The organism is Microbacterium sp. SWDP-B6 (assembly GCF_059803615.1).
In genome coordinates this window covers 1-22,934 of the sequence record NZ_JAPFGV010000001.1, presented here as the reverse complement: position 1 = coordinate 22,934, position 22,934 = coordinate 1, and the positions used below count along the sequence as shown (strand labels likewise).

The 22,934-nt window shown below is 67.9% G+C and carries 26 protein-coding genes, 1 tRNA gene and 1 rRNA gene; 8 read left to right on the top strand and 20 right to left on the bottom strand.

Going from position 1 to position 22,934, the window contains the following annotated elements:
* Window positions 1-47 precede the first annotated feature (47 nt).
* Window positions 48-323: a hypothetical protein gene (locus tag OPU70_RS00140; protein WP_079113108.1), complete on the top strand. Its 276-nt coding sequence runs from the start codon at window positions 48-50 to the stop codon at window positions 321-323.
* An 81-nt stretch (window positions 324-404) separates the two neighbouring features.
* Here OPU70_RS00140 and OPU70_RS00135 read toward each other — a convergent pair whose 3' ends face one another.
* Together OPU70_RS00135 and OPU70_RS00130 are read right to left on the bottom strand one after the other, a co-directional pair.
* On the bottom strand, window positions 405-584 hold the full coding sequence (locus OPU70_RS00135; protein ID WP_042538505.1) for a hypothetical protein: 180 nt from the start codon (window positions 582-584) through the stop codon (window positions 405-407).
* Between the two features lie 159 nt (window positions 585-743).
* Window positions 744-820: transfer RNA gene (locus tag OPU70_RS00130), tRNA-Pro, on the bottom strand.
* A gap of 118 nt (window positions 821-938) precedes the next feature.
* Here OPU70_RS00130 and OPU70_RS00125 point away from each other — a divergent pair.
* From OPU70_RS00125 to OPU70_RS00100, 6 genes are read left to right on the top strand one after another with little or no spacing between them, the layout of a single operon-like run.
* Window positions 939-1,523: a GNAT family N-acetyltransferase gene (locus OPU70_RS00125; protein WP_498556918.1), complete on the top strand. Its 585-nt coding sequence runs from the start codon at window positions 939-941 to the stop codon at window positions 1,521-1,523.
* Window positions 1,520-1,717: a helix-hairpin-helix domain-containing protein gene (locus tag OPU70_RS00120; protein ID WP_498556917.1), complete on the top strand. Its 198-nt coding sequence runs from the start codon at window positions 1,520-1,522 to the stop codon at window positions 1,715-1,717. Before OPU70_RS00125 ends, OPU70_RS00120 begins: the two co-directional genes overlap by 4 nt.
* Before the next feature lie 21 nt (window positions 1,718-1,738).
* Entirely contained in the window at window positions 1,739-2,194 is a 456-nt protein-coding gene (locus OPU70_RS00115; RefSeq protein WP_079113158.1) for a hypothetical protein, read from the top strand.
* 40 nt (window positions 2,195-2,234) lie between these two features.
* A complete protein-coding gene (locus OPU70_RS00110) occupies window positions 2,235-2,903 on the top strand; it encodes a lysoplasmalogenase family protein (RefSeq protein ID WP_079113159.1) in 669 nt (222 codons plus the stop codon).
* Window positions 2,903-3,289 (top strand): RNA-binding S4 domain-containing protein, encoded by a 387-nt coding sequence (locus tag OPU70_RS00105; RefSeq protein ID WP_079113160.1) that lies wholly within the window; start codon window positions 2,903-2,905, stop codon window positions 3,287-3,289. The genes OPU70_RS00110 and OPU70_RS00105 overlap by 1 nt, the downstream gene beginning before the upstream one ends.
* Window positions 3,290-3,327: 38 nt before the next feature.
* The gene (locus OPU70_RS00100) at window positions 3,328-4,785 is read left to right on the top strand and encodes an HNH endonuclease signature motif containing protein (protein ID WP_079113161.1); all 1,458 of its coding nucleotides are present in this window, start codon (window positions 3,328-3,330) and stop codon (window positions 4,783-4,785) included.
* A 22-nt stretch (window positions 4,786-4,807) separates the two neighbouring features.
* On the opposite strand, the gene OPU70_RS00095 is transcribed toward OPU70_RS00100, so the two are convergent.
* The 17 genes from OPU70_RS00095 to OPU70_RS00015 form a co-directional block, all read right to left on the bottom strand.
* Window positions 4,808-5,806, bottom strand: coding sequence for an NUDIX domain-containing protein (locus OPU70_RS00095; RefSeq protein WP_498556916.1), 999 nt, complete (start codon window positions 5,804-5,806; stop codon window positions 4,808-4,810).
* Window positions 5,807-5,894: 88 nt separating this feature from the next.
* Entirely contained in the window at window positions 5,895-7,415 is a 1,521-nt protein-coding gene (gene der, locus OPU70_RS00090; protein WP_042541643.1) for a ribosome biogenesis GTPase Der, read from the bottom strand.
* Window positions 7,408-8,082, bottom strand: a complete 675-nt coding sequence (cmk, locus tag OPU70_RS00085; RefSeq protein WP_079113163.1) for a (d)CMP kinase — start codon at window positions 8,080-8,082, stop codon at window positions 7,408-7,410. The genes der and cmk overlap by 8 nt, the downstream gene beginning before the upstream one ends.
* Window positions 8,075-9,220: a prephenate dehydrogenase gene (locus OPU70_RS00080; RefSeq protein ID WP_079113164.1), complete on the bottom strand. Its 1,146-nt coding sequence runs from the start codon at window positions 9,218-9,220 to the stop codon at window positions 8,075-8,077. The genes cmk and OPU70_RS00080 overlap by 8 nt, the downstream gene beginning before the upstream one ends.
* A complete protein-coding gene (locus tag OPU70_RS00075) occupies window positions 9,217-10,005 on the bottom strand; it encodes a pseudouridine synthase (RefSeq protein ID WP_042541645.1) in 789 nt (262 codons plus the stop codon). Before OPU70_RS00075 ends, OPU70_RS00080 begins: the two co-directional genes overlap by 4 nt.
* Before the next feature lie 82 nt (window positions 10,006-10,087).
* Entirely contained in the window at window positions 10,088-10,690 is a 603-nt protein-coding gene (gene scpB, locus OPU70_RS00070) for an SMC-Scp complex subunit ScpB (RefSeq protein WP_056377104.1), read from the bottom strand.
* Window positions 10,680-11,441 (bottom strand): segregation and condensation protein A, encoded by a 762-nt coding sequence (locus OPU70_RS00065; protein WP_376708830.1) that lies wholly within the window; start codon window positions 11,439-11,441, stop codon window positions 10,680-10,682. Before OPU70_RS00065 ends, scpB begins: the two co-directional genes overlap by 11 nt.
* A 151-nt stretch (window positions 11,442-11,592) precedes the next feature.
* On the bottom strand, window positions 11,593-12,426 hold the full coding sequence (locus OPU70_RS00060; RefSeq protein WP_042541658.1) for a ParA family protein: 834 nt from the start codon (window positions 12,424-12,426) through the stop codon (window positions 11,593-11,595).
* A gap of 159 nt (window positions 12,427-12,585) precedes the next feature.
* Window positions 12,586-13,488, bottom strand: a complete 903-nt coding sequence (gene xerD, locus OPU70_RS00055) for a site-specific tyrosine recombinase XerD (RefSeq protein WP_042541647.1) — start codon at window positions 13,486-13,488, stop codon at window positions 12,586-12,588.
* Between the two features lie 2 nt (window positions 13,489-13,490).
* Window positions 13,491-14,069 carry an NUDIX domain-containing protein gene (locus OPU70_RS00050; protein WP_498556915.1) on the bottom strand — a complete coding sequence of 193 codons (579 nt, stop codon included), beginning with the start codon at window positions 14,067-14,069 and terminating at the stop codon, window positions 13,491-13,493.
* Between the two features lie 14 nt (window positions 14,070-14,083).
* Entirely contained in the window at window positions 14,084-15,781 is a 1,698-nt protein-coding gene (gene pyrG / locus OPU70_RS00045) for a CTP synthase (protein ID WP_042541649.1), read from the bottom strand.
* Window positions 15,782-15,798: 17 nt separating this feature from the next.
* A complete protein-coding gene (gene recN, locus OPU70_RS00040; protein WP_498556914.1) occupies window positions 15,799-17,514 on the bottom strand; it encodes a DNA repair protein RecN in 1,716 nt (571 codons plus the stop codon).
* Window positions 17,487-18,401 (bottom strand): NAD kinase, encoded by a 915-nt coding sequence (locus OPU70_RS00035; RefSeq protein ID WP_042541651.1) that lies wholly within the window; start codon window positions 18,399-18,401, stop codon window positions 17,487-17,489. Before OPU70_RS00035 ends, recN begins: the two co-directional genes overlap by 28 nt.
* Window positions 18,398-19,195: a TlyA family RNA methyltransferase gene (locus tag OPU70_RS00030; RefSeq protein ID WP_042541652.1), complete on the bottom strand. Its 798-nt coding sequence runs from the start codon at window positions 19,193-19,195 to the stop codon at window positions 18,398-18,400. The genes OPU70_RS00035 and OPU70_RS00030 overlap by 4 nt, the downstream gene beginning before the upstream one ends.
* A complete protein-coding gene (locus tag OPU70_RS00025) occupies window positions 19,192-19,368 on the bottom strand; it encodes a hypothetical protein (protein ID WP_164481691.1) in 177 nt (58 codons plus the stop codon). Before OPU70_RS00025 ends, OPU70_RS00030 begins: the two co-directional genes overlap by 4 nt.
* A gap of 61 nt (window positions 19,369-19,429) precedes the next feature.
* Complete coding sequence (locus tag OPU70_RS00020; RefSeq protein ID WP_498556913.1) at window positions 19,430-20,461, bottom strand: HAD-IIA family hydrolase; 1,032 nt, start codon at window positions 20,459-20,461, stop codon at window positions 19,430-19,432.
* Between the two features lie 5 nt (window positions 20,462-20,466).
* Window positions 20,467-21,294, bottom strand: a complete 828-nt coding sequence (locus OPU70_RS00015; RefSeq protein ID WP_498556912.1) for a hypothetical protein — start codon at window positions 21,292-21,294, stop codon at window positions 20,467-20,469.
* Window positions 21,295-21,396: 102 nt separating this feature from the next.
* Between OPU70_RS00015 and OPU70_RS00010 the strand changes: the two genes are divergently transcribed.
* Window positions 21,397-22,821, top strand: a complete 1,425-nt coding sequence (locus OPU70_RS00010) for a hypothetical protein (RefSeq protein WP_498556911.1) — start codon at window positions 21,397-21,399, stop codon at window positions 22,819-22,821.
* 45 nt (window positions 22,822-22,866) lie between these two features.
* On the opposite strand, the gene rrf is transcribed toward OPU70_RS00010, so the two are convergent.
* A 5S ribosomal RNA gene (rrf, locus tag OPU70_RS00005) occupies window positions 22,867-22,934 on the bottom strand; the annotation flags it as partial.

Genomic DNA, 22,934 nt, shown 5'->3' with positions numbered 1-22,934 from the left:
CGGAGCGGTACCCCGGCCAGGCGACCGCTGCGCCATAGGCTGGCCTCATGCTCATCGCTCTGATCCGTCCCGTCGAGTCCAGCACTGCTGACGTCATCGGAACGACACTCGCCGAGGTGCTCGTCGAGCTCGAACAGCACCGCAAGCCGGGTTTCGAGCTGGCCTCGGCACCGGTGCGGATGCTGAAAGGCGTGGCCAAAATGGAGGCGACCGGCACGTTCACCCGCGTCGACGGCGTGCAGGAGATCGAGGCTGACGACATGGCATCGCTCGAGGCGAAGGTGCCAGAAGGATGGCGGATGCTGACGGTGCGCAACGCCTAGGTCGAGAGACCAGCGGACAGCGAAGAAGACCCCCACCGGCTCAGCGCCGGGTGGGGGTCGTCTCTTCAGGGCGTGGCCGATTCAGCCGCCCGACGGGTTCTCGAGAGGCGCGCCGTCTTCGTCGGTGGTCTCGTCTTCGAGGATCTCGTCCGTGCTCTTGGACGTGCTCTGGGACGTCGAGTCATCGGGCGCACCACCCGAGGCGGTGTCGGGCTCCTCGTGGGCGTCGGTGGTTCCGTGCGTGTTCTGCAGATCGCTCATTGCATCTCCTCTGTCGATGAGCCGACGGTATGCCGTTCATCCGATGCTGGAGAGGGGGTTGACGTGTCGACATCGCACGGTAGTGCGTTCCTGGCTGCTGGGCCGGGCATGAGAAAAGCCCCGGAGTTCCGCGTAGTTCTGCGGTTCTCCGGGGCTTTGTGGTCGGGCTGACAGGATTTGAACCTGCGACCCCTTGACCCCCAGTCAAGTGCGCTACCAAGCTGCGCCACAGCCCGTTGTTCTGCACTCTCGCGCAGGCAACTCCCCTATCTTAGCCCCACTCTCACGCCGTTCGCGAACCGGGTGAGCGCCGGGCGTTGCGTGGTGTCGGAGGCGCGACGTAGCGTCACCTGCATGGCGACGATCACGACAGAGGTGGCGACGAACACCCGGTGGGATGACGTTCAGCACGCGCTCACCGGGGGCGGTGATGGTGCCAGCTGCCAGTGCATCTGGCCGATGCTGAGCAACAAGGAGTGGAATGAGACGACCACGCCTCAGCGCGTCGAGATGCTGCGCGATGAGATCGAGACGGGCCCTCCGCCTGGCCTGATCGCCTACGTCGATGGCGACGCAGCCGGGTGGATTCGGATCGGGCCACGCGCCAAGCAGCAGCGGGTCCCGCGCACGCGCATGATCGCGACAGCATCCGCCGAGCCTTTCGACGACGAATCGGTGTGGGCGGTCACGTGCTTCGTGGTCCGTCGCGAACACCGAGGCTCGGGCCTCAACCTCGAACTGCTGCGCGCCGCGGTCGACTTCGCGCGAAGCTCGGGAGCTCGACTCATCGAGGGGTACCCCGTCGACACCCGCGGCGAGAAGAAGCGCACGAATGACCTGTTCCACGGCATGCTCACCACATTCCTGGCTGCAGGCTTCGAAGAGAAGGCCGAGCTGAAGCCGGGACGCACCCTCGTGGCACTGGAGCTCTCCGGGTGACGGAGGAGACAGAGCTGCCCGCATCCATGGGCAAGGTCGCACGCAGAGAGCTGGCTCTGCAGGGACTCACCCGTCTCGAGCAGTTCGACGGAATGTCCGAGAGCACACTGCTCGCGATTCACGGAGTGGGCCCGAAGGCCGTCCGCATCCTGCGCGAGCATCTCGAATCCCGCGGCTCGGCTCTCAGACCGTGAGCGACCGCTACCGTGGGTGACATGAGCGACGAGAACCCGACCATCGAAGACCCCGAGCTGGGCACCCTCACGCGCGCGACGACGAAGCTGACTGATGGAACCGTGCTGACCCACGACTGGTACGCCGGCGGCACGGTCATCAACGGTGAACCCCTCGACCTCATGATCGAAGGAACCGACGCCGATGAGGCGGCCGCTCTGCTCCCCCACGTGCATGAGACGATCGCAGCCCTCGGCGTTCTTCGACGTCTGGCTACGGATGCCGTCGTGGCCGCCTTCAGCAACGTCACCCCCGAGCAGCACGAGCTCGACGACGCGGCATCCGACCTCAGCCTCGAGACGCTCGAGGCTTCAGCCGACGGCACCGTCGTGCTCCACCTCATCGATACCTGCGGCCAGCACTTCCCCGAGGGATACTGGCCCGCTGTCCACCTCGGGACCGACGGTCAGATCACCCAGGTCACCGTCGAGTCCTGAGCGCGTCTGGCGCCGTTCGATCCCGCCCTACGATGGGGAGATGCAGCGCCGCCGTCAGCTTGATCCGCTCCAGTGGGCATTCCTGCCTTACATCGCGGTCTCGGTGACCCACGTGGTGCTGCTGGGTCTCGACAGCCCTGCGGCCGGGCCGACCAAGCTGCTTCTGATGCCCCTGCTCGCCGTGCCGGTGCTGGTGTCGCTGCCCCGGATCCGGGAGCGCGCCGCGCAGGCATTGATTCTCGTGGCGCTCGCGTTCTCATGGCTCGGTGACAGCGCGGGCGCGGTCTTTCCTGCAGCGCCGGAGGTACCGCTGATGCTGATGTTCTTCGGCATCGCGCATCTCGCATACATCGCTCTTTTCATCCGTCACCTCGCTGTGCGTCGGATGCAGTGGTGGGCGCTCGTCTACGCCGGATGGTGGGTGGCGATGATGACTCTCGTGGGGCCCCATGCCGGTGGGCTGCTGATCGCGGTCGCGATCTACGGCGTCGTTCTCGGTGCTACAGCGGCCCTGTCGACACGATGCCATCCGCTGGTTGCGATCGGTGGCGCTTTCTTCCTCGCGAGCGACACCCTCCTGGCCCTCCGACTTTTCCTTCCCGGCTCGCTCCCTGCCTGGAGCAGCCCTGCCATCATGGCCACGTACGCGACAGGACAGGGCCTGATCGTCGTCGGCGCCCTGATCGCACTGAGAAAGCGAGGCGCCTGATGGCCGATGCCGCACGGGTCGACAGCTGGCTCTGGGCGATCCGCGTGTACAAGACGCGCTCAGCGGCGACCACCGCATGCCGCGCAGGGCATGTACGTGTGAACGGCGACAAGGTGAAGGCCGCTCAACACGTGCGCATCGGCGACGAACTGCGTGTGCGGATCGCCGGTTTCGATCGGATTCTGATTGTCCGCCAGCTGCTCGTCAAGCGCGTGGGCGCGCCGGTCGCGGCCCTCGCCTACGAGGATCGCACACCGGAGCGCGAGCCTCAGGCCGCTCTGGGATTGCGCGATCGGGGAGCGGGGCGCCCCACCAAGCGGGAGCGACGCGACATCGACAAGCTGCGGGGCCGAGGATATGAGGATGATGGAATATTCCCTGGCTGACACTGTGTTGAGTCGAACATACCTTCTAAACTGAGAGCATGACTCAGCGCACCGATCTCGACCTCGATCTCGAGGAGCGCCGCAGGCTCCTCGACGAGTGGGTCGCCACACGGCGCCAGATCGCTGCTCTCGAAGCCAAGTCTTACGCGCTCCTCGTCGAGCGCATCAGCGTGCACGACGCCGATGTCTCCGAGAGCCCTCACCACCGCGATGCGATCTACAGATCGATGATTGCGGAGTACTCCGCGGCAGGGCACATTCCGAAGGGCTCTGTCGAGTACGCCTTCACGGATGCGCGCACACTGACACGAGCGCTTCCCGCCGTGCATGCCACGTTCGCTGCGGGGGCCATCACCGCGCGGCACGTCCGTGAGATCGTGCGAGCAAGCGAGATCGTCGACGATGCCATCCGCGACGGACGCGTGGAGCCCGCCACCATGAGCCTCTACGAGACGGCCGTGCTGGTTGTCGCCGAGCACGACACGGCGCAGCGGACGAAGATCCATGCCCGCCAGGTGGCGGCGGCTCTCGTCGGCGAGACCGTTGTCGAACGGCAGCGCCGCTTCGCGGCCGAGCGCTGTGTGACGGTCAAGTCGGTCGACGACGGACTGGCGGTGCTCACAGCGGTTCTTCCCGAGTGGGTCGCCGTGGCGATCTCCGATCGTCTCACGCGAATGGCACGTCACATCGCGCGCACTCGCGGCGAACGGGAGCCCATCCTCGAGTCACTCGACGACGACTGCGAGAACGCGCTTCACCTCTCCGATCTCTCCCCCGAAGACCCCCGGTACGACGCCTACTTCGAGGCCGGAGTGATCGCTGCCGACGGCACCTTCGTCACCGATCCGCTCACCGGCCTGATCGACCCGCTGACCGATCCGGCGAGTCCCGACCTCGAGCACCTTTCCGGCGATACCCGCACGTTCGATCAGATCCGCGCCGATCTGCTGTCCGATCTGCTGCTCTCCTCGGATCCGAGCGAAGCGAACGGCGCAGGGCTCGAGAACGTCTCGGCCCGCATTCAGGTCACGGTCGCTGCGAGCACCCTCGCCGGAGATGACGATCGACCCGCCGAACTCGACGGACACGGCCCACTCGATCCCGATGTCGCGCGCGGACTCGCGGGGCGCTGCACCGGATGGTCACGCCTGTTCCTCAGCAGCACCGGCCTGGTGACAGAGACCGACGCATACTCCCCCACGGAGCAGATGCGGCGCTTCCTCCGAGCACGAGATCAGCACTGCAGATTCCCTGGATGCCGGATGCCGGTGCACCGCTGCGAGATCGACCACAACCACGACCACGCTCGCGGTGGCCGAACACGCATCGACAACCTCAGTCACTTCTGCACGACGCATCATTCGCTCAAACACCCCGACATCGATGAGCGGCATCGGTGGAAGGCCCGCCAGACTCCCGATGGGAGTATCACCTGGACCAGTCCGCTCGGCCGAGATTACGTCGACCCACCTCGTCGTCGGGTGATGTTCGTCTGAACGCAGCGACGCGCTGTATCCATCAGGCCTGTTGCGGCAGCACGCCCAACAGCCAGCCGGCCGAGAGCACCTGCGCGGCGCCCGCCGCGACGACGCAGTCCTGCAGCTCGCGGTCGCTCGTGACGGCGACGACATACTGTCCCGCCCGCGATCGACGCTCGACCTCCGCGACGATCGTGTCGTCACCCGCGGCCTCAGCGCGCACAACCGAGACGCCCCCGGCGGGGAGCAGCTCGGGGGCCATCGCATCTGCACCAGCACTGGCACCGGCACCAGCACCAGCACCAGCACCAGCACCAGCAGATGATGACGGCGACGGTGCGGAGATCCCGCGCGCCTTCCCTTCGACGACGAGTGCGACCTCCGGGAACCAGAGCGTCCCGTCGATCCCGAGATCAGACGCGGGCACGGCGACCCCGTCCAGGCGCGAAGCGAGACGAGTCGCCGCGCCCGCGCGATCCTTCCACCAGCCGTCGGGCACTGAGCCGACCACGTTCGCGGCATCGACGACGAGCGCCGGGCGAAGCTCGAGCAGGGCGCGAAGAGCAGGCCATGCGTTGCCGAAACCGGGGTGCAACGGTCGCGAGTCGACCTCGTCGACCGGCACCCACTCGAGCGCCACACTCTCGGGGTCACTGATCACCGGTTCGAACGGGCGCACCACATCGGCGATGACGGTCGTGTATGACCACACGTCGAGGTCGAGCACACTGGTGAACCGTGGCCGCACGGAGCCATCGGGCACCCCCGCCTCCTCCTGTGCCTCACGCACAGCACCCACGATCGCGCTCTCACCCTCGTGCATGGCGCCACCGGGCAGGCCCCACGTACCCCCGAAGTGGCTCCATGAGACGCGGTGCTGCAGCAGGATTCCGCGCGCGGGGTCGAAGGCGAGCAGACCGGCGGCGCCGAAACGTCCCCAGTACTTCTCCCCCGACGCGGCGACCACCCAGGCGTCACCCGGGTTCCGGGGCCCATCGGGGCGGCGGGGCTCACCTGGGGCAGGAGGTACGACAGTCACCCCTTCAGCCTGTCACAGCATCCGGGCATCGGCATGCATCCGGGTCACACGAGGGAACAGCTGTTCACTCGTGCGACCCGGATGCAGATCAGCGCTGACGCTTCTCGCGCACCCGCATGTTGATGACGATGGGCGTTCCGTCGAACTCGTACAGCTCGCGCAGACGACGCTGGATGAATCGACGGTACCCGGGGTCGAGGAACCCGGTCGTGAACAGCACGAACGTCGGCGGACGAGTCGATGCCTGCGTGCCGAACAGGATGCGCGGCTGCTTGCCTCCGCGCAGCGGGTGCGGGTGCTCGGCGACCAGCTCGGCGAGGAACGCGTTGAACTTGCCCGTGGGAATGCGACGGTCCCAGTTCGTGAGCGCGGTCTCGAGCGCGGGCACCAGCTTGTCGAGGTGACGGCCGGTCTTCGCCGAGATGTTCACGCGCGGGGCCCAGGCGACGTGCGCCAGGTCCTGCTCGATCTCGCGCTCGAGGTAGCGGCGACGATCGGCATTCTCGAGATCGTCGTCGTTCAGACGATCCCACTTGTTGAACGCGAGCACGAGCGCACGACCGGACTCGAGCACCAGGTCGATGATGCGGACATCCTGCTCGCTGATCGACTCGGACACGTCGAGGACGACGACACCGACCTCGGCCTTCTCAAGCGCGGCTGACGTACGCAGCGAGGCGTAGAAGTCGGCACCCTGCGCCATGTGCACGCGGCGACGGATGCCGGCGGTGTCGACCAGACGCCACAGCTTGCCGCCGAGCTCGACGATCTCATCGACCGGATCGCGGGTGGTTCCTGCGAGGTCGTTGACGACCACGCGCTCTTCGCCGGCGGCCTTGTTGAGCAGCGACGACTTGCCGACGTTCGGGCGACCGAGGATCGCGACGCGACGCGGTCCGCCGATCTCCGCCTTCGCGACGGCCGAGACATCGGGGAGCGTCTTCAACAGCTCATCGAGCAGGTCGGCCACACCACGACCATGGATGGCCGAGACGGGGTGCGGCTCGCCGAGACCGAGGTTCCACAGGGCTGCCGCTTCGGGCTCCTGACGGGCGTCATCGATCTTGTTCGCGACGAGGAAGACGGGCTTGCCGCTCTTGCGCAGCATCTTCACGACATGCTCGTCGGTCGACGTGGCGCCGACCATCGCATCGACGACGAACAGCACGACGTCGGCGAGGTCGATCGCGACCTCTGCCTGCGCGGCGACCGAGCGGTCGATGCCTCGCGCGTCGGGCTCCCAGCCTCCGGTGTCGACGAGCGAGAAGCGACGGTCGGCCCACTCGGCCTTGTACGTCACGCGGTCGCGGGTCACACCGGGGGTGTCCTCGACGACGGCCTCACGGCGTCCGAGGATGCGGTTCACGAGCGCCGACTTGCCGACGTTCGGGCGACCGACGATCGCGACGACCGGCAGTGCGGGGAAGAACTGGATGCCGTCCTCGCCCATCGTGATGCCGGCGAGCAGCGCGGCATCTTCATCGTCGAGGTCGTAGTCGGCGAGGCCCGCGCGCAGTGTCTCGGCACGCGCTTCGGCGAGCTGCTCGTCGAGCTGCGCCATCTTCTCGGCGAGCTGGTCGGGGCCGCCTTCGTATTCGTCGTCAGCCATGGTGTACTCCTCGGGTTCGTTCGATCACCGCGAGGACGGCGTCGATGGTCTGTGTGAAATCGAGCTCCGTCGAATCGACGACCTCGACGCCTTCGGCGGCGTTCAGGAAGTCGACGACGGCGCTGTCTGAAGCGTCGCGCTTGTGCAGTGCGGCCGCGACGGTCTCGGCGTTCTCGCCGGCGAGTTCGCCGGCGCGTCGTGCGGCGCGCACCTCGGGCGCAGCCGTGAGAAGGATGCGCACCGGGGCGTCCGGTGCCACCACCGTGGTGATGTCGCGCCCCTCGACCACGACAGCCGGGTAGGGCGCCTCGGCCACGAGGGTGCGGAACAGGCGGTTCACCTGGTCGCGCACCTCGGGGACGCGGGCGACGCCGCTGACGGCGCCCGAGACGGTGGGTTCGCGGATCGCGTCCGTGACGTCCACGTCGCCGACCCGCACCGTGCGATCGTCGGGGTCGAGACCGAGGCGCACAGGGAAATCGGCGACCGCGTCGAGCACCGCGGCAGCATCCGCGGTGTCGGCCCCTCGATCGAGCACGTGCCAGGCGAGAGCGCGATAGGCCGACCCCGTGTCGAGGTAGCCGAAGCCCAGAGCACGGGCGACCGCCTTGGACACACTGGACTTGCCGGAACCGGCGGGCCCATCGATCGCGATGAAGTCAGTCATTGGTGGTACCTGCAATCCGCCAGCCGCGTTCCTGGAGTCCGGTGATCGCGCCGTGCAGCGCTGCGGGCTCGACACTGATCTCGGCAAGGCCGAACTGTGCACCCGGTGAGTGTTCGAGACGAAGATCCTCGACGTTGACGCCGAGCTCTCCGAGCTCGCCGAACAGACGGCCGAGCTGGCCGGCGGTGTCGTCGATCATCACGACGAGCGACTCGAACCGCTGGTTCTGTCCGTGCTTTCCCGGGAGCCGCTCGACGCCGTCGTTTCCCTGTCGGATCGTCTCGGCGACCACGCGCCGAGCGCCGGGCGCTTCGGGCTCGCGCAGCGCGTCGGACACCTGACGGAGATCGGATGCCAGGGCGTCGAGGATCTCGACCACGGGCGCGGCGTTCGCTCCGAGGATCTGCACCCAGAGCTCAGGGGCCGATGCGGCGATGCGCGTCGTGTCGCGCACGCCCTGGCCGGAGAGACGCAGCGCGCCCTCATCCGCCTCGGCGAGCCGTCCGGCAAGAAGGCTGGCGATCACCTGCGGAACGTGTGAGGTGAGGGCGACGGAGCGGTCGTGCTCCTCCGGAGTCATCTCGAGGGGCATCGCTCCGACATCGAGAGCCAGCGCCTCGACGAGCGCGAGATCCGCTGCCTTGGTGTCGGCATCACGGCACACGACCCACGGGCGTCCGATGAACAGGTCTGCGCGAGCGGAGATCGCCCCGCCGCGCTCTCGTCCGGCGAGCGGGTGCGAGCCGATGTAGCGCGTCAGGTCGACTCCGCGCCTCTGCAGACTGTGGAAGGGCTCGAGCTTGACGCTCGCCACGTCAGTGACGACGGCGTGCGGAAAACGAGCCAGTTCGGACTCGATGACGTCTGCAGTGACGTCCGGCGGCACGGCGACCACGATCAGCACCGGCGAGTCGTCGTCGGCAGCCGAGCGACCGGCTCCGTAGTCGATCGCGAGGCGCAGTTGAGCCGGCGACGTATCGGCGAGCACCACATCGACGCCCTTGGCGCGGAGCGCATGACCGATGCTCGCACCGAGCAGACCGGCGCCGACAACACGAACGGTGCCCGAGAGCCTGGCCGCGATTCGCGGCGCGACAGAACTCCGAGCCCCCGTGGGCGCACTCGTCGTATCGGTCACTCGTTCTCCTGTTGCTCGCCTGGCGCCTCGGCGACACCGGAATCACGGCGCGACAGAGTCAAGAGTGCGCCGAGTTCGATTTTAGTCAGTTCGCGGGTCTTCCCAACCGGGAGGGTTCCCAGGTGCAGCGGACCGAACTGACGGCGCACGAGTTCGGTCACCGGGTGGCCGACGGCAGCCAGCATCCTTCTGACGATCCTGTTGCGACCGGAGTGCAGTGTCAGCTCGACGAGACTGGACCCGCGCGAGGTGTCGAGCAGCCGCGCCTTGTCTGCCGCGATCGGGCCGTCGTCCAGATCGATGCCCTTGGTGAGCTTCGAGATGGTCTGGGCTGTCACCTCGCCCTCGACCTTCGCGATGTACACCTTGGTGACACCGAAAGACGGGTGAGCGAGCACGTGCGCGAGGTCGCCGTCGTTCGTCAGGACGAGCAGACCGCTGGTCTCGGCATCGAGTCGCCCGACGTTGTAGAGGCGCTCCTCGTAGTCGTCGGTGAAGACGCGCAGGTCGGGCCGGCCGTTCTCGTCGCGAAGGCTGCTGACCACTCCGGTCGGCTTGTTCAGCATCACATACCGCTTCGTCACATCGAGCTGAACCGCGGTGCCGTCCACGTCGATGAGGTCGGTCTCCGGGTCGACGCGGCGGCCGAGCTCGGTGACGGTCTCTCCGTTCACCCGGATCCGTCCCTCGACGATGTACTGCTCGATCACGCGTCGTGAGGCCACGCCCGCCGCCGACAGCACCTTCTGCAGGCGGATGCCCTCTGGTGTCTCGAAGCCGCTCATCGGATGGTCCCTTCGTCGAAACTGAATCTGTGCATCGTGTCCGCGCGACCCGACGACTTCGGACGAGCGGGTTCCACCGAGGTCATCGGATGGTCCCTTCGTCGAAACCGTCTGCGCCGTCGTCGAGCAGAGGAGAGATAGGCGGCAGATCGTCGAGCGAGTTGATGCCCAAGTGCTGCAGGAGCGCGTCGGTGGTGCCGTAGTTGATCGCGCCGGTCTCGGAGTCCGCGAACAGCTCGGTGATGAGACCTCGAGCGAGAAGAGTGCGCACGACCGAGTCGACGTTCACCGCGCGGATAGACGCCACCTGGCTGCGTGTGACCGGCTGCTTGTAAGCGATCACGGCGAGCGTCTCGAGCGCCGCCTGAGAGAGTCGCGCAGGTGCCTGTCCGCCGACGAACTCCGCGACGACATCGTCGTGATCCTCGCGCACGTAGAGGCGCCATCCGCCTCCGACCTCGCGCAGTTCGAAACCACGACGCGGGCCATGCCCCTTGCCGTCGTAATCGTCGACCAGAGTCTCGATCGTCTGCCGTACTGCCGCCACCGGCGAGCCGACTGCCGCGGCGAGGGCGACGAGACCGATCGGCTCGTCGATGATCAGCAGGATCGCCTCGATGCGCTCGGACAGCGGAGACTCCCGCACGGTTGCATCGGTCGCGGATTCGGTCACGTCATCGGTCATAGTCGGCTCCCAGCGATGCGAGTGTCTCGTCCGACCAGGAGTCGGCTGCCCAGCGCAGCGTCAGCTCGCCGAGCGGTTCCAGTTGTTCGAATGAGAGGGCGGCGTGCCGGTAGAGCTCCAGCACGGAGATGAACCGCGCGACGACGATCCCCGGCTCGCTCACACCCGCGACGAGCTCGCGGAAGCTCACCGACTCCGCGGCGCGAAGCAGGGTGACGACGATCGCGGCCTGTTCGCGGATGCTGACGAGCGGCGCGTGCAGATGATCGAGGCCGACATGTGGGATCTCTCTCGGCGCGAAGGCCAGAAGTGCGAGGGCGGCGAAATCGTCGACGCTGAGCGACCAGACGAGCTCTGGCGTCTTCCGCCGGTGCTTCTCGTCGAGCCTGGCCGCGCGCACATGACGCCGGTCCTCGCGCTGCAGGCACCGGGCGAACCAGGCGGACACCTCCTTGAAGGCGCGATACTGCAGGAGGCGCGCGAAGAGAAGGTCTCGGGCCTCGAGCAGTGCGACGGCCTCGGCATCCACCAGCTCACCCTGCGGCAGGAGCCCCGCCACCTTCATGTCGAGCAGCGTCGCCGCGACCACCAGGAACTCCGACGCCTGGTCGAGTTCCTCGTCGTCGTCGAGCTCCTTGAGGTACGCGATGAACTCGTTCGTGACTGCGCTCAGGGAGACCTCGGTGATGTCCATCTCGTGCTTCGAGATGAGGTTCAGCAGCAGATCGAACGGGCCGTCGAAGTTCGACAGTGAGACGCGGAATCCGGCCTCCGAGACGGAGGCTTCTCCCGTGACCTCGGGATCGCGCTCCGCGGCGGCGTCGACAGGCCCGATGGACTCTGCGGGTGAGACGGACTGAGCTGGCGAGACGGACTCTGCCGGGGTGTCTGACGGCTCGAGCTCAGGCGACAGCGCCACGGGTGACCAGCTCCCGCGCCAGCCGCAGGTAGGCCTGCGCGGCAGCGTGCTCCGGAGCGAACTCGGTGATCGGCACGCCGGAGACCGAGGCGTCGGGGAACTTGACCGTGCGACCGATCACGGTCTCCAGGACGTCGTCGCCGAACGCCTCGACCACACGCTCGAGAACCTCGCGCGAGTGCAGCGTGCGCGGGTCGTACATGGTGGCGAGAAGGCCGTCCATCGTGATCGACGGGTTCAGCCGGTCCCGCACCTTGTCGATGGTCTCGATCAGGAGGGCCACGCCGCGAAGCGCGAAGAACTCGCACTCGAGCGGGATGATGACGCCATGAGCCGCAGTCAGTGCGTTCACCGTGAGCAGGCCGAGCGAGGGCTGGCAGTCGATCAGGATGACGTCGTACTCCCCCGCCACCTGACGGAGAACACGGGCGAGGATCGTCTCGCGGGCGACCTCGTTCACGAGGTGCACCTCGGCGGCGGACAGGTCGATGTTCGCGGGCATCACGTCGAGACCGTCGACCCCTGAGGGGACGATCGCCTCATGCGCGTCGCGCTTGGTGTCGAGCAGCAGGTCGTACACGGTCGGCACGTCATGTGTCTGGATGCCGAGGCCGGCCGACAGCGCACCCTGGGGGTCGAAGTCGACGGCCAGCACCTTGCGGCCGTATTCAGCGAGGGCCGCAGCGAGGTTGATCGCGGTCGTCGTCTTGCCGACGCCGCCCTTCTGGTTGCACAGTGCGATGATGCGTGCGGGCCCGTGCGAGGCGAGCGGTTCAGGGGTCGCGAAGCCGTGATAGGGACGCCCGGTGGGTCCCATGGGGGTGTCGTCGTTCTTCGACGTTTTCGCCCTGGACTTCGCCGCGTTCTCAGCCACCGATTCTCCTGCTCTTTCGTGCTCGGTCGAGTCTACCGATCGCCTGGCGGGATCACTGCCTCAGCCCCGGCGATCCCGCGATTTCGCCGCGGCGCCGCGATCTCAGCGGGCGCGCGGATGAGAAGTGGCGTAGATGTCCCGCAGGGTGTCGACCGATACGTGCGTGTAGATCTGCGTCGTCGCGACCGAGGCGTGTCCGAGCAGCTCCTGCACGACGCGCACGTCGGCACCGCCCTGCAGCAGGTGCGTCGCGAACGAGTGCCTCAGCGTGTGCGGCGACACCTCCGCGGTGATGTGCGCGTGCTCCGCGGCCGAGCGGATGACGAGCCATGCGCTCTGCCGTGACAGCGGGGCACCGCGAGCACCGAGGAAGAGCCGGGCCGATGCCCGCCCCTTCGCCGCGAGACCTGGGCGGACGCGGGTGAGATACGCATCCACCGCGTCGCGGGCGAAAGAGCCGATCGGCACGATGCGCTCCTTCGACCCCTTGCCCCGAAGGCGCAGCACGTCGCCGTGAGCGAGGTCGTCGACGTCGAGTCCGACCGCCTCGGACACCCGGGCGCCGGTCGCATAGAGCAGTTCGAGCAGAGCCCTGTCGCGGATCCCAATCGGGTCTTCGGCACTGGGAGCGCCGAGCAGGCGCTCGACCTGGTCGATCGTCAGCGCCTTGGGAAGGCGACGAGGGGCCTTCGGCGGACGAAGACGCCCGCTCGGATCATCCTGTTCGATGCCTTCGCGCGCCAGGAAGCGGTGCCACCCGCGCACCGACGACTGCAGTCGCGCGAGACTGGTCGCAGCGGGGGCGGGATCGGCACCCGATCGATCGGCGATGAACCGCCCGACGACGGCCGCGCTGATCTGCGCCGTGTCGGTGACCCCGTCGGCTTCCAGCCACTCGAGGTAGCCACCGAGATCGCGGCGATAGGCGGCGATCGTATGCTCGCTGAGACCGCGCTCGATCGTGACGTGGCGCAGATACGTGTCCAGCGCACGGTCGAGCTGCATCCTCAGCTCCGGTCGCGCAGCCTCTGGGCGGCGGCGAGCACGCCGATGCCGAGGATGCCGTTGCGCATCCGCCCGTCGAGAACCGCCGCGACCGCCGCGTCGAGCGGGACCCACTCGACGCGGATGTCGGCCTCTTCGTCCTCGCGCGCATGCGCGTCCTGCGCCGCCGAGACGCCGCTCGCGAGGAAGACGTGGATGAGCTCGTCGTTTCCGCCAGGGGTCGTCCACGACGAGACGAGCGGCTCCCAGTGCGCAGCGACCAGGTCGGCCTCTTCGGCGAGCTCGCGTCGAGCGGCCTCGAGCGGCTCCTCCCCTGCGACATCGAGCAGACCGGCGGGCAGCTCCCAGTCACGGTGACGGATCGGATGCCGGTACTGCTGGATCAGCAGCACCCTCCCCGTGTCATCCAGGGCGACGATCGCGACGGCGCCCGTGTGCGCGACATACTGACGGCGGATCTCTCCGTCGCCGTAGCGCACCCGGTCGTCGCGGACGTTCCAGACGGCGCCCTCGTACGCGAGATCGCTGCGGAGCACTTCCGGTTCGAAGGGCTCGTCGCGCAGGTCGTCGAATTCAGGCATCGGCTTCGACGAACTCAGGCATCGGCTTCGACGTCGAACAGCTCACTCGAGCGGTGACGCTCGATCGCGGCTCCGACCAGTCCGCGGAACAGCGGGTGCGGGGCGGTCGGACGCGAGCGGAGTTCGGGGTGCGCCTGCGTCGCGATGTAGTACGGGTGCACATCGCGCGGCAGCTCGACGTACTCGACCAGATCGAGCTCGGGGTTCAGGCCCGAGAACACGAGACCGGCCTCGGAGAGCCGCGCACGGTAGGCGTTGTTGACCTCGTAGCGGTGACGGTGGCGCTCCGACGCCTCGGGCGCGCCGTACAGCTCGCGCGCCAGGGATCCCTCGGCGAGTGCTGCCTGGTACAGCCCCAGACGCATGGTGCCGCCGAGGTCGCCACCGTCGAGGATCTCGACCTGCTCGGCCATCGTGGCGATGACGGGCTCGGTGGTCTGCGGGTCGAACTCGCTCGATGATGCCTCGGTGATGCCGGCGACATCGCGGGCGTACTCGATGACCATGCACTGCAGGCCGAGGCAGAGGCCGAGGGTCGGGATGCCCTGCTCGCGCGCGAACTTCAGCGCGCCCAGCTTGCCCTCGATGCCGCGGATGCCGAAGCCACCGGGAACGCAGATGCCGTCGAGCTCGCCGAGCTGCTCCTTCGCACCCTCAGGGGTCTCACAGCGGTCCGACGGGATCCAGCGGATGTTGACCTTGGTCTCCTGCGCGAAGCCGCCAGCCTTGAGCGCCTCCGTCACGGAGAGGTAGGCGTCGGGCAGGTCGATGTACTTGCCGACCAGACCGATGGTCACCTCGTGCTTGGGGTTGTGCACGGCGTGCAGCACCTTGCTCCAGCGCGTCCAGTCGACCTCTTCTGCGGCCTTCTGGTCGAGACCGAGGCGGCGCACGATGTACGAGTCGAGGCCCTGGTCGTTGAGCGTCGACGGGATGTCGTAGATGCTCGGCAGGTCGACCGTGTTGATGACACCCTCGGCGTCGACGTCGCACATGAGAGCGATCTTGTTGCGGTTGCTCTCGCTGACCGGACGATCGCTGCGCAGCACGAGCGCGTCGGGCTGGATGCCGACCTGGCGGAGGGCGGCGACGGAGTGCTGCGTCGGCTTGGTCTTCTGCTCGCCGGACGCCCCCATGAACGGGACGAGCGACACGTGCACGAAGAAGACGCTGTCGCGGCCGAGCTCGTGACGCAGCTGGCGTGCCGACTCGAGGAACGGCTGCGATTCGATGTCGCCGACCGTGCCGCCGACCTCGGTGATGATCACGTCAGGACGCGGGTCCTCGGTCGCCTGCAGACGCATGCGGCGCTTGATCTCGTCGGTGATGTGCGGGATGACCTGCACGGTGTCGCCGAGGTACTCGCCGCGGCGCTCGCGGGCGATCACCTGCGAGTAGATCTGGCCGGTCGTGACGTTGGCGGCCTCAGACAGGTTGATGTCGAGGAAGCGCTCGTAGTGCCCGATGTCGAGGTCTGTCTCGGCGCCGTCGTCCGTGACGAAGACCTCGCCGTGCTGGAACGGGTTCATGGTGCCCGGATCGACGTTCAGATACGGGTCGAGCTTCTGCATCACGACGCGGAGCCCGCGGGCCGTGAGGAGGTTGCCTAGGCTTGCGGCAGTGAGCCCTTTACCCAAAGACGAAACGACACCACCCGTCACAAAGATGTGCTTGGTCGTGTCGTTCTTGGGCCCCGCAGAAGAAGAGTTCATCACGGGCTTCGATCCTATCAGGAGGTGGGGGTGCCGAGGCTGAGAAGTTCTCGGGCGTGGGTGATCGCGGCATCCGAATCGGTCAATCCGGACAGCAGTCGAGCCATCTCGGCCTCGCGCTCCTGACCCTCGAGACGACGGACACTCGATGCGGTGACTGCTCCGTCGTTGGATTTGACGACCGAGAGATGGTTGGTGGCGAACGCGGCGACCTGAGCCAGATGAGTGACTGCGATCACCTGCGACTTCTCTGCAAGTCGGGCGAGTCGGCGGCCGACCTCGATGGCTGCGGCACCGCCGATGCCGGCATCGACCTCGTCGAACACGAAGGTGGGCACGGGGTCTGTTCCGGCGATGACGACCTCGATCGCGAGCATGACCCGCGAGAGCTCACCGCCCGACGCCCCCTTGCCGACGGATCGAGGTTCGGCTCCCGGGTGCGGGGCGAGCAGGATCGCGACATCGTCACGACCGTGAGCGCTCTCCGTGCCCGGTGTCACCGCAACCTCGAGGGTCGCGTCGGGCATCGCGAGGGCATGCAGCTCCTCGCTCACGGCCACCCCGAGACGCGCGGCGGCCTCGGTGCGCTCCGCCGTCAGGGCCTCAGCACGTGCATCGAGATCTGTGCGGGCGGCATCACGCTCGGCTTCGAGGCGATCGAGCCGCTCGCCGTCGTCGTCGAGCTCAGCGAGCCGCGTCGACCCCGTCTGCCAGAGCTCGAGAGCCTCGCCCAGCGAACCGTGCGCACGAATGAGCGTGCCCAGAGCTGCGCGGCGCTCTTCGACAGCTGCCAGCTCGTGCGGTCCTGTCTCATCGAGGTCGGCGAGGTATGCCGAGAGCTGCCCCGCGACATCGGCGATGCGGTAGCCGATATCGGCGAGGGCAGCCGAGATGTCGGTGAGCGCGGCGTCGGAGACGCGCTCGAGCGCGCGACGCGCTTCGGCGATCAGAGCCGATGCATCCGGTTCGCCTTCTTCGCTCGAGAGCGCGCTGTGCGCGAGTGACGCGGCGAGGCGCAGCTCCTCGGCGTTCGCCAGACGTTCTGCCCGTGCGGACAGCTCGACGTCCTCCCCGGGTTCGGGGGCAGCGGCTTCGATGAGTGCCAGCGCTTCACGGAGACGCGATGCCTCTTCGGCACGGCGGTCGCGGTTCTCTGTGATGTCGGCGATCTCGGCGTCCAGCTCGCGCCACCGGGCGAACGACGATGCGTAGGCGTCCAGCGCCTCGGCGATCGGCGCACCTCCGAAGCGGTCGAGGGCATCGCGCTGCGCCGCGGAGGAGCGCAACCTCAGCTGTTCGGACTGGCCGTGCACGACGACCAGCTCCTCGGCCAGAGCCGACAGCACTCCCGCCGGCGCCGCGCGTCCGCCGACGCTCGCGCGGCTGCGGCCCTCGGCACTCAGCGTGCGGGAGACGTACAGCTCGGCGACACCGGACCCCGCAGGCTCCAGCTCTCCACCGGCATCCGTGACGATGTCGGCGACGTCGCCCGTCTCAGGCACGATCCACACGCCGGCGACGGATGCCTGGGCTGCACCCGCTCGAACGGCTCCGGAGTCGGCGCGCTGCCCGAGCAGCAGGCCGAGGCCGGTCACGACCATCGTCTTGCCCGCACCGGTCTCGCCCGTGATCGCGGTGAATCCGGCACCGAGGGGCAGCACGGCGTCGGCGATCACGCCGAGCCCCTGCATCCGCATCTCCTCGATCACGAGGCCGCCCCCTGTCCGCGCCATCCGGCGACCGGCAGCTGGAACTTGCGCACCAGACGGTTGGTGAACTCGGTGGGATGCAGGCGCGCGAGGCGCACCGGACGCGAGGACTTGCGCACCACGACCCGTGCGCCAGGAGGCAGGTCGTGGGAGCGGCGGCCGTCGCACCAGAGGATGCCGGCACCAGAGGTGCCCTCGAGCATCTCGATGGCCACGGCGGCGTCGGGGCTGACGACGAGAGGCTTGGCGAACAGAGCATGAGCCGACAGGGGCACGACCGCGATGGCTTCGACGCTGGGCCAGATGACCGGCCCGCCCGCCGAGAAGTTGTAGGCCGTCGACCCGGTCGGCGTGGACACGACCATGCCGTCGCAGCCGAAGCTCGACAGGGGCAGACCGTCGATCTCGAGCACGACCTCGATCATGCGCTCGCGGCTGGCCTTCTCGACCGTGGCCTCGTTGAGCGCGAAGGTCTCGTACACGACGGCGCCGTCGACGTCTTTGACGCGCACCGACAGCGCCAGGCGCTCTTCGACCTCGTAGTCGCGATCGATGACGCGTCGCACAGCGGCATCCATGTCGTCTCGATCGATTTCGGCGAGGAATCCGACGTGTCCCATGTTGATGCCGAGCACGGGTGCCGAGCAGCCGCGCACCAGTTCGGCGGCGCGCAGGATTGTGCCGTCTCCCCCGAGGACGATCGCGAGTTCGAGCTCGTCCTGCTGCACGGTCTCGCCGAGGATGTCGACGTCAGCGAAGTGCGGGTCGACCGCTCTCAGGTCACCGCTCTCATCGGGCGGGAGCACAGGACGCGCACCGGCACCGCGGAGTTCGTCGATCACCTTGCGGGCCGCCTCGACAGTGGCTTCCCGGCCGGCGTGGGCGACGACCAGGATGTTGCGCTCGTTCATCGTCTCCCTGCCAGTGCGTTGATGCGGTCTGACCATTCTGACGGATCGCTGCCTCGCGCCGGCGCGAGGTGCAGGAGATACTCCGAGTTGCCGTGCGTTCCGAGGATCGGCGAGGGCAGGATGCCGAGCATGCCCAGGCCGGCATCCCAGGCGCTCCAAGCCGTTCGTGCGACGGCATCCGCGCGCGTGGCGGGGTCGGTGACGAGTCCGCCGCGCACCGCGGTGCGACCGACTTCGAACTGCGGCTTCACGAGCAGGACGATGTCTGCGCCGGCAGCGGCGACCCCCGCGACAGCGGGCAGCACGTGCTCGAGGGAGATGAAGGACAGGTCGCCGACGATGAGGTCGGGAGCGTCCGCTTCGCCCGTGACCTCCTGGAGATTCTCGGGCGTCATGTGACGGACGTTGTAGCCCTCGACGACCACGACGCCGGTGTCGGATGCCACGGCCGCGGCCATCTGGTCGTGGCCCACGTCGACGGCGAGCACGCGCCGCGCTCCGCGCTCACGAAGCACCTGGGTGAAGCCGCCGGTGGAGGCACCCATATCGAGCGCGAGGCGGCCGTCGGCAGAGATGCCGAATCCGTCGAGAGCGGCGATCAGCTTGTGCGCCCCACGACCGACGTAATGATCGGCGCCGGCGACAGTGATCTCCGCCGTGTCTGCGACAGGTGTCGAGGCCTTCACCACGGGGCGGCCGTCGATGCTCACGAGACCGCCGGCGATGAGCGTGGCAGCATGCGTGCGCGAACGAGCGAGTCCTCGTGCGGCGAGGGCGGCATCGAGTCGCGTCATCGGGAGCCCGGCGCGTCGCGCTGGTCGAGCTTCGCGCCGCTGTCGAGGCGGCGCGACAGCTCTTCGTGAAGCCCGGAGTACGCGTCTGCTCTGGCAGCGAGAGGCTGCCCCTCGATCAGGCGCAGGCGACTCCACAGACCGTCGGTCGGTGCATTCGTCGTCTCATCACTCACGCCTCTACTGTACGCGGCAGCGCCGACACGTCGGCGGAGCCACGGCGGCGCGAGGCGTCGGTCAGGGCCGGTGGAACGGGTCGTCGTAGAGACGCTCGGGCACTCGCAGCACGAATACCGGTGTTCCGGAGGCCCAGATCGCAGATGCGCCTGCCCGAAGCAGATCGATCTGCGACTCGCCCTCGGCGATGATCTCGACGTCGGCACCGACGACCCGCACGGATGCGCCGTTGACCGAGTGGACGCCGTCTTTCGACGTGACCTCCGGGTACGGCTGGTGCAGTTCGCGCAGGTCACTGAGGATGTACGTCGGACGCGACCCCTCCGGCGCGGCGAGTACGTGCTTCGGTCGGTCGATGCCGGTGAGCACGAGCGCGGAGTCGATGCCCGCGCGGACGGCTCCGAGGATGTCCGTGTCGAGACGGTCGCCGATGAACAGCGGCTTCTTCGCACCGAAGCGCTCTGTGGCCTCTTCGAAGATCGGCGTCTCAGGCTTGCCGGCGACGGTCGCGAGCCGACCGATCGCCGTGTGCACGGCAGACACGAGCGTGCCGTTGCCCGGGGCGACGCCGCGCTCGCGCGGGATCGTCCAGTCGGTGTTGGTGGCGATCCACGGGATGCCGCCATCCTCCTCGGGGACCTTCAGCGCGAACGCCGCCTCGGCGAGATCCGTCCACGCGACCTCGGGGGCGAAGCCCTGCACGACCGCATCCGGAGCATCCTCGGCGCTGCGAGTGACGGTGTAGCCCGCCTTCTCCGCCTCGTCGACGAGTCCCGCTCCGCCCACGATCAGAAGCGTGGCGGGTGGCGGGACGATTCCGGCGAGGAGCCGCATCGCAGCCTGCGGGCTGGTGATCACATCAGCGGGCGCGACGTCGAGGCCCAGGCTGCTCAGGTGCTCGGCGACCGACGCATCTGTGCGAGATGCGTTGTTCGTGATGTACCCGAGCCGAGCGGTCGTCGCGGCGGCGTTGAGGCTCTCCACCGCATGCGGCAGAGCGCCCGGACCCGCGTAGACGACGCCATCCAGATCCGCGAGCACGGCGTCCACGCCGTCGAGCGGGGTCCGCAGCGCAGGCTTCTTGGAGAACATCCCCACTACGCCTCCTTCGACGAATCGGATGCTGTGAAGCCCTCGGCGGTCTCGTCGGCGCCAGCGTCAGTGCCAGCAGCCGCGGCGTCTTCGCCGAGGAGCTCGCGGACCTCGTCGTCGATGGACGGCTCGGGCTCGACGTCGTGAACGTCAGAGTCGTGAGCGTCAGAGTCGTCAGCGTCAGCGTCAGCGTCAGCGTCAGCGTCAGCGTCAGCGTCAGCGTCAGCGTCAGCGTCAGCGTCAGCGTCAGCGTGGTCGTCGTCGAACTCGCCTTCGATCAGGCCGTCCTCGATGATGATCTCCTCGTCGCCGGCCTCGTCGACGCCGAGCGCCTGGGCGGCGACCTCTGCGCGGTGGGCCCAGAACTCGGCTTCGTCAGTTCGTCCGAGGTCCTCGAGCACTGCTGCACGAGCGGCGAACAGCGCAGGGCTCCACTCGAACGCACGGTCGGGGTCGAGCTCGGGAATCTCGAGTTCGCCGAGCGCGAGCTCGAGGTCCCCCTGATCCAGGCGTGCACCCGACATCGCGATCGCCAGAGAGACGCGAACGGGCGTGCTGAGGGCAGCCCGGTCGACGGCGCGACCGGTCTCGAGGGCGCGGTCGGGGCGTCCGATGCCCCTCTCGCTGTCGACCATCAGCGCGATCTGGTCGTCCTTGCCGGAGATGCGACGATACGTCCGCAGCTCGCGAAGAGCCAGAGCGAAGTCCTCAGTGGCGTACGCAGTGATACCGAGCGTTTCGCGGACGATCGCGATACGGCCGGCGCGGCGAGACGCGGCGAGAGCGTGCTCGTGCGCACGGGACGGATCCTCGTCGATGAGCTGAGATGCCATGGCGAGGTGACGCGCGACCAGTTCGGCGTTCTCCTTGCTGAGAGTCTTCAGCTCGTTGCGGGCAGAGGTGTGCAGGTCACGGGCTGTGACCTCATCCGGGATGTGCGGGTCGTTGAAACGCGGCCGATCACCGTCTGCCTGAATCGGACGTTCGCGACCCGCTCCCCCACGCTGCGGGTAGGAACGCGACGAGTCACGTTCCTGTCCGGCGTCGCGGTTGTATCCACCCGAACGGGGGGCGCCACCATCGCGGTTGTAGCCACCGGAGCGAGGTGCGCCACCGTCACGGTTGTAGCCACCGGAACGAGGAGCGCCACCGTCACGGTTGTATCCACCGGAACGAGGTGCGTCGCTGTCGCGGCGCGGTGCATCGCCGTCGCGGTTGTAACCGCCCGACCGAGGTGCGCCACCGTCGCGGTTGTACCCGCCCGAACGAGGCGCACCGCCATCGCGGTTGTATCCACCGGAGCGAGGAGCGCCACCGTCACGGTTGTACCCGCCCGAACGAGGAGCGCCACCGTCGCGGTTGTATCCACCGGAACGAGGTGCGTCGTTGTCGCGGCGCGGGGCGCCACCGTCGCGGCTGTACCCACCGGAACGAGGAGCACCGCCATCGCGGCTGTATCCACCGGAACGAGGTGCGCCACCGTCACGGTTGTACCCACCGGAACGAGGAGCACCACCATCGCGGTTGTACCCGCCCGAACGAGGAGCGCCACCATCGCGGTTGTATCCACCGGAACGAGGTGCGTCGTTGTCGCGGCGCGGGGCGCCACCGTCGCGGTTGTACCCACCGGAACGAGGAGCGCCACCATCACGGTTGTACCCGCCCGAACGAGGAGCGTCATTGTCGCGGCGCGGGGCGCCACCATCACGGTTGTAGCCACCGGAACGAGGAGCGTCGTTGTCCCGGCGCGGCGCACCACCATCACGGTTGTAGCCACCGGAACGAGGTGCGTCGTTGTCGCGGCGCGGCGCACCACCATCACGGTTGTAGCCACCAGAGCGCGGTGCGCCACCATCGCGGTTGTACCCGCCCGAACGAGGAGCGTCATTGTCGCGGCGCGGGGCACCACCGTCACGGTTGTACCCACCAGAACGAGGCGCGCCACCATCACGGTTGTAGCCACCGGAACGAGGAGCGTCGTTGTCCCGGCGCGGGGCACCACCGTCGCGGTTATACCCACCGGAACGAGGGGCACCACCATCGCGGTTGTAACCACCGGAACGGGGAGCGCCACCATCACGGCTATACCCACCCGAACGAGGGGCACCACCATCGCGGTTGTAACCACCGGAGCGCGGAGCGCCACCATCACGGCTATACCCACCCGAACGCGGAGCACCACCATCACGGTTGTCTCCGCCCTCGCGTCGGGGCGCGTCATCACGACGCGGACCGCCGCTGCGGTTCTGATCCGAGCGCCCTCCGGAAGGTCGGTGACCGCGCGATCCATTGTCGTCGTTGCGACGCGGACGGCGCTCTTCCTCTTCCGGCATGATGCTCCCTGTTCTAGATGTTGTTAACGCAAAATGGCCACCCAACGATGGGTGGCCATTTGCTTAAAAGAAGTCCGGCGGTGTCCTACTCTCCCACAGGGTCCCCCCTGCAGTACCATCGGCGCTGTGAGGCTTAGCTT

Coding starts and splice junctions, on each gene's coding strand:
- OPU70_RS00140 (WP_079113108.1), top strand. CDS start 48: ATGCTCATCGCTCTGATCCGTCCCGTCGAGTCCAGCACTGCTGACGTC.
- OPU70_RS00135 (WP_042538505.1), bottom strand. CDS start 584: ATGAGCGATCTGCAGAACACGCACGGAACCACCGACGCCCACGAGGAG.
- OPU70_RS00125 (WP_498556918.1), top strand. CDS start 939: ATGGCGACGATCACGACAGAGGTGGCGACGAACACCCGGTGGGATGAC.
- OPU70_RS00115 (WP_079113158.1), top strand. CDS start 1,739: ATGAGCGACGAGAACCCGACCATCGAAGACCCCGAGCTGGGCACCCTC.
- OPU70_RS00110 (WP_079113159.1), top strand. CDS start 2,235: ATGCAGCGCCGCCGTCAGCTTGATCCGCTCCAGTGGGCATTCCTGCCT.
- OPU70_RS00105 (WP_079113160.1), top strand. CDS start 2,903: ATGGCCGATGCCGCACGGGTCGACAGCTGGCTCTGGGCGATCCGCGTG.
- OPU70_RS00100 (WP_079113161.1), top strand. CDS start 3,328: ATGACTCAGCGCACCGATCTCGACCTCGATCTCGAGGAGCGCCGCAGG.
- der (WP_042541643.1), bottom strand. CDS start 7,415: ATGGCTGACGACGAATACGAAGGCGGCCCCGACCAGCTCGCCGAGAAG.
- cmk (WP_079113163.1), bottom strand. CDS start 8,082: ATGACTGACTTCATCGCGATCGATGGGCCCGCCGGTTCCGGCAAGTCC.
- OPU70_RS00075 (WP_042541645.1), bottom strand. CDS start 10,005: ATGAGCGGCTTCGAGACACCAGAGGGCATCCGCCTGCAGAAGGTGCTG.
- scpB (WP_056377104.1), bottom strand. CDS start 10,690: ATGACCGATGACGTGACCGAATCCGCGACCGATGCAACCGTGCGGGAG.
- OPU70_RS00060 (WP_042541658.1), bottom strand. CDS start 12,426: ATGGGACCCACCGGGCGTCCCTATCACGGCTTCGCGACCCCTGAACCG.
- xerD (WP_042541647.1), bottom strand. CDS start 13,488: ATGCAGCTCGACCGTGCGCTGGACACGTATCTGCGCCACGTCACGATC.
- OPU70_RS00050 (WP_498556915.1), bottom strand. CDS start 14,069: ATGCCTGAATTCGACGACCTGCGCGACGAGCCCTTCGAACCGGAAGTG.
- pyrG (WP_042541649.1), bottom strand. CDS start 15,781: ATGAACTCTTCTTCTGCGGGGCCCAAGAACGACACGACCAAGCACATC.
- recN (WP_498556914.1), bottom strand. CDS start 17,514: ATGGCGCGGACAGGGGGCGGCCTCGTGATCGAGGAGATGCGGATGCAG.
- OPU70_RS00035 (WP_042541651.1), bottom strand. CDS start 18,401: ATGAACGAGCGCAACATCCTGGTCGTCGCCCACGCCGGCCGGGAAGCC.
- OPU70_RS00030 (WP_042541652.1), bottom strand. CDS start 19,195: ATGACGCGACTCGATGCCGCCCTCGCCGCACGAGGACTCGCTCGTTCG.
- OPU70_RS00020 (WP_498556913.1), bottom strand. CDS start 20,461: ATGTTCTCCAAGAAGCCTGCGCTGCGGACCCCGCTCGACGGCGTGGAC.
- OPU70_RS00015 (WP_498556912.1), bottom strand. CDS start 21,294: ATGGCATCTCAGCTCATCGACGAGGATCCGTCCCGTGCGCACGAGCAC.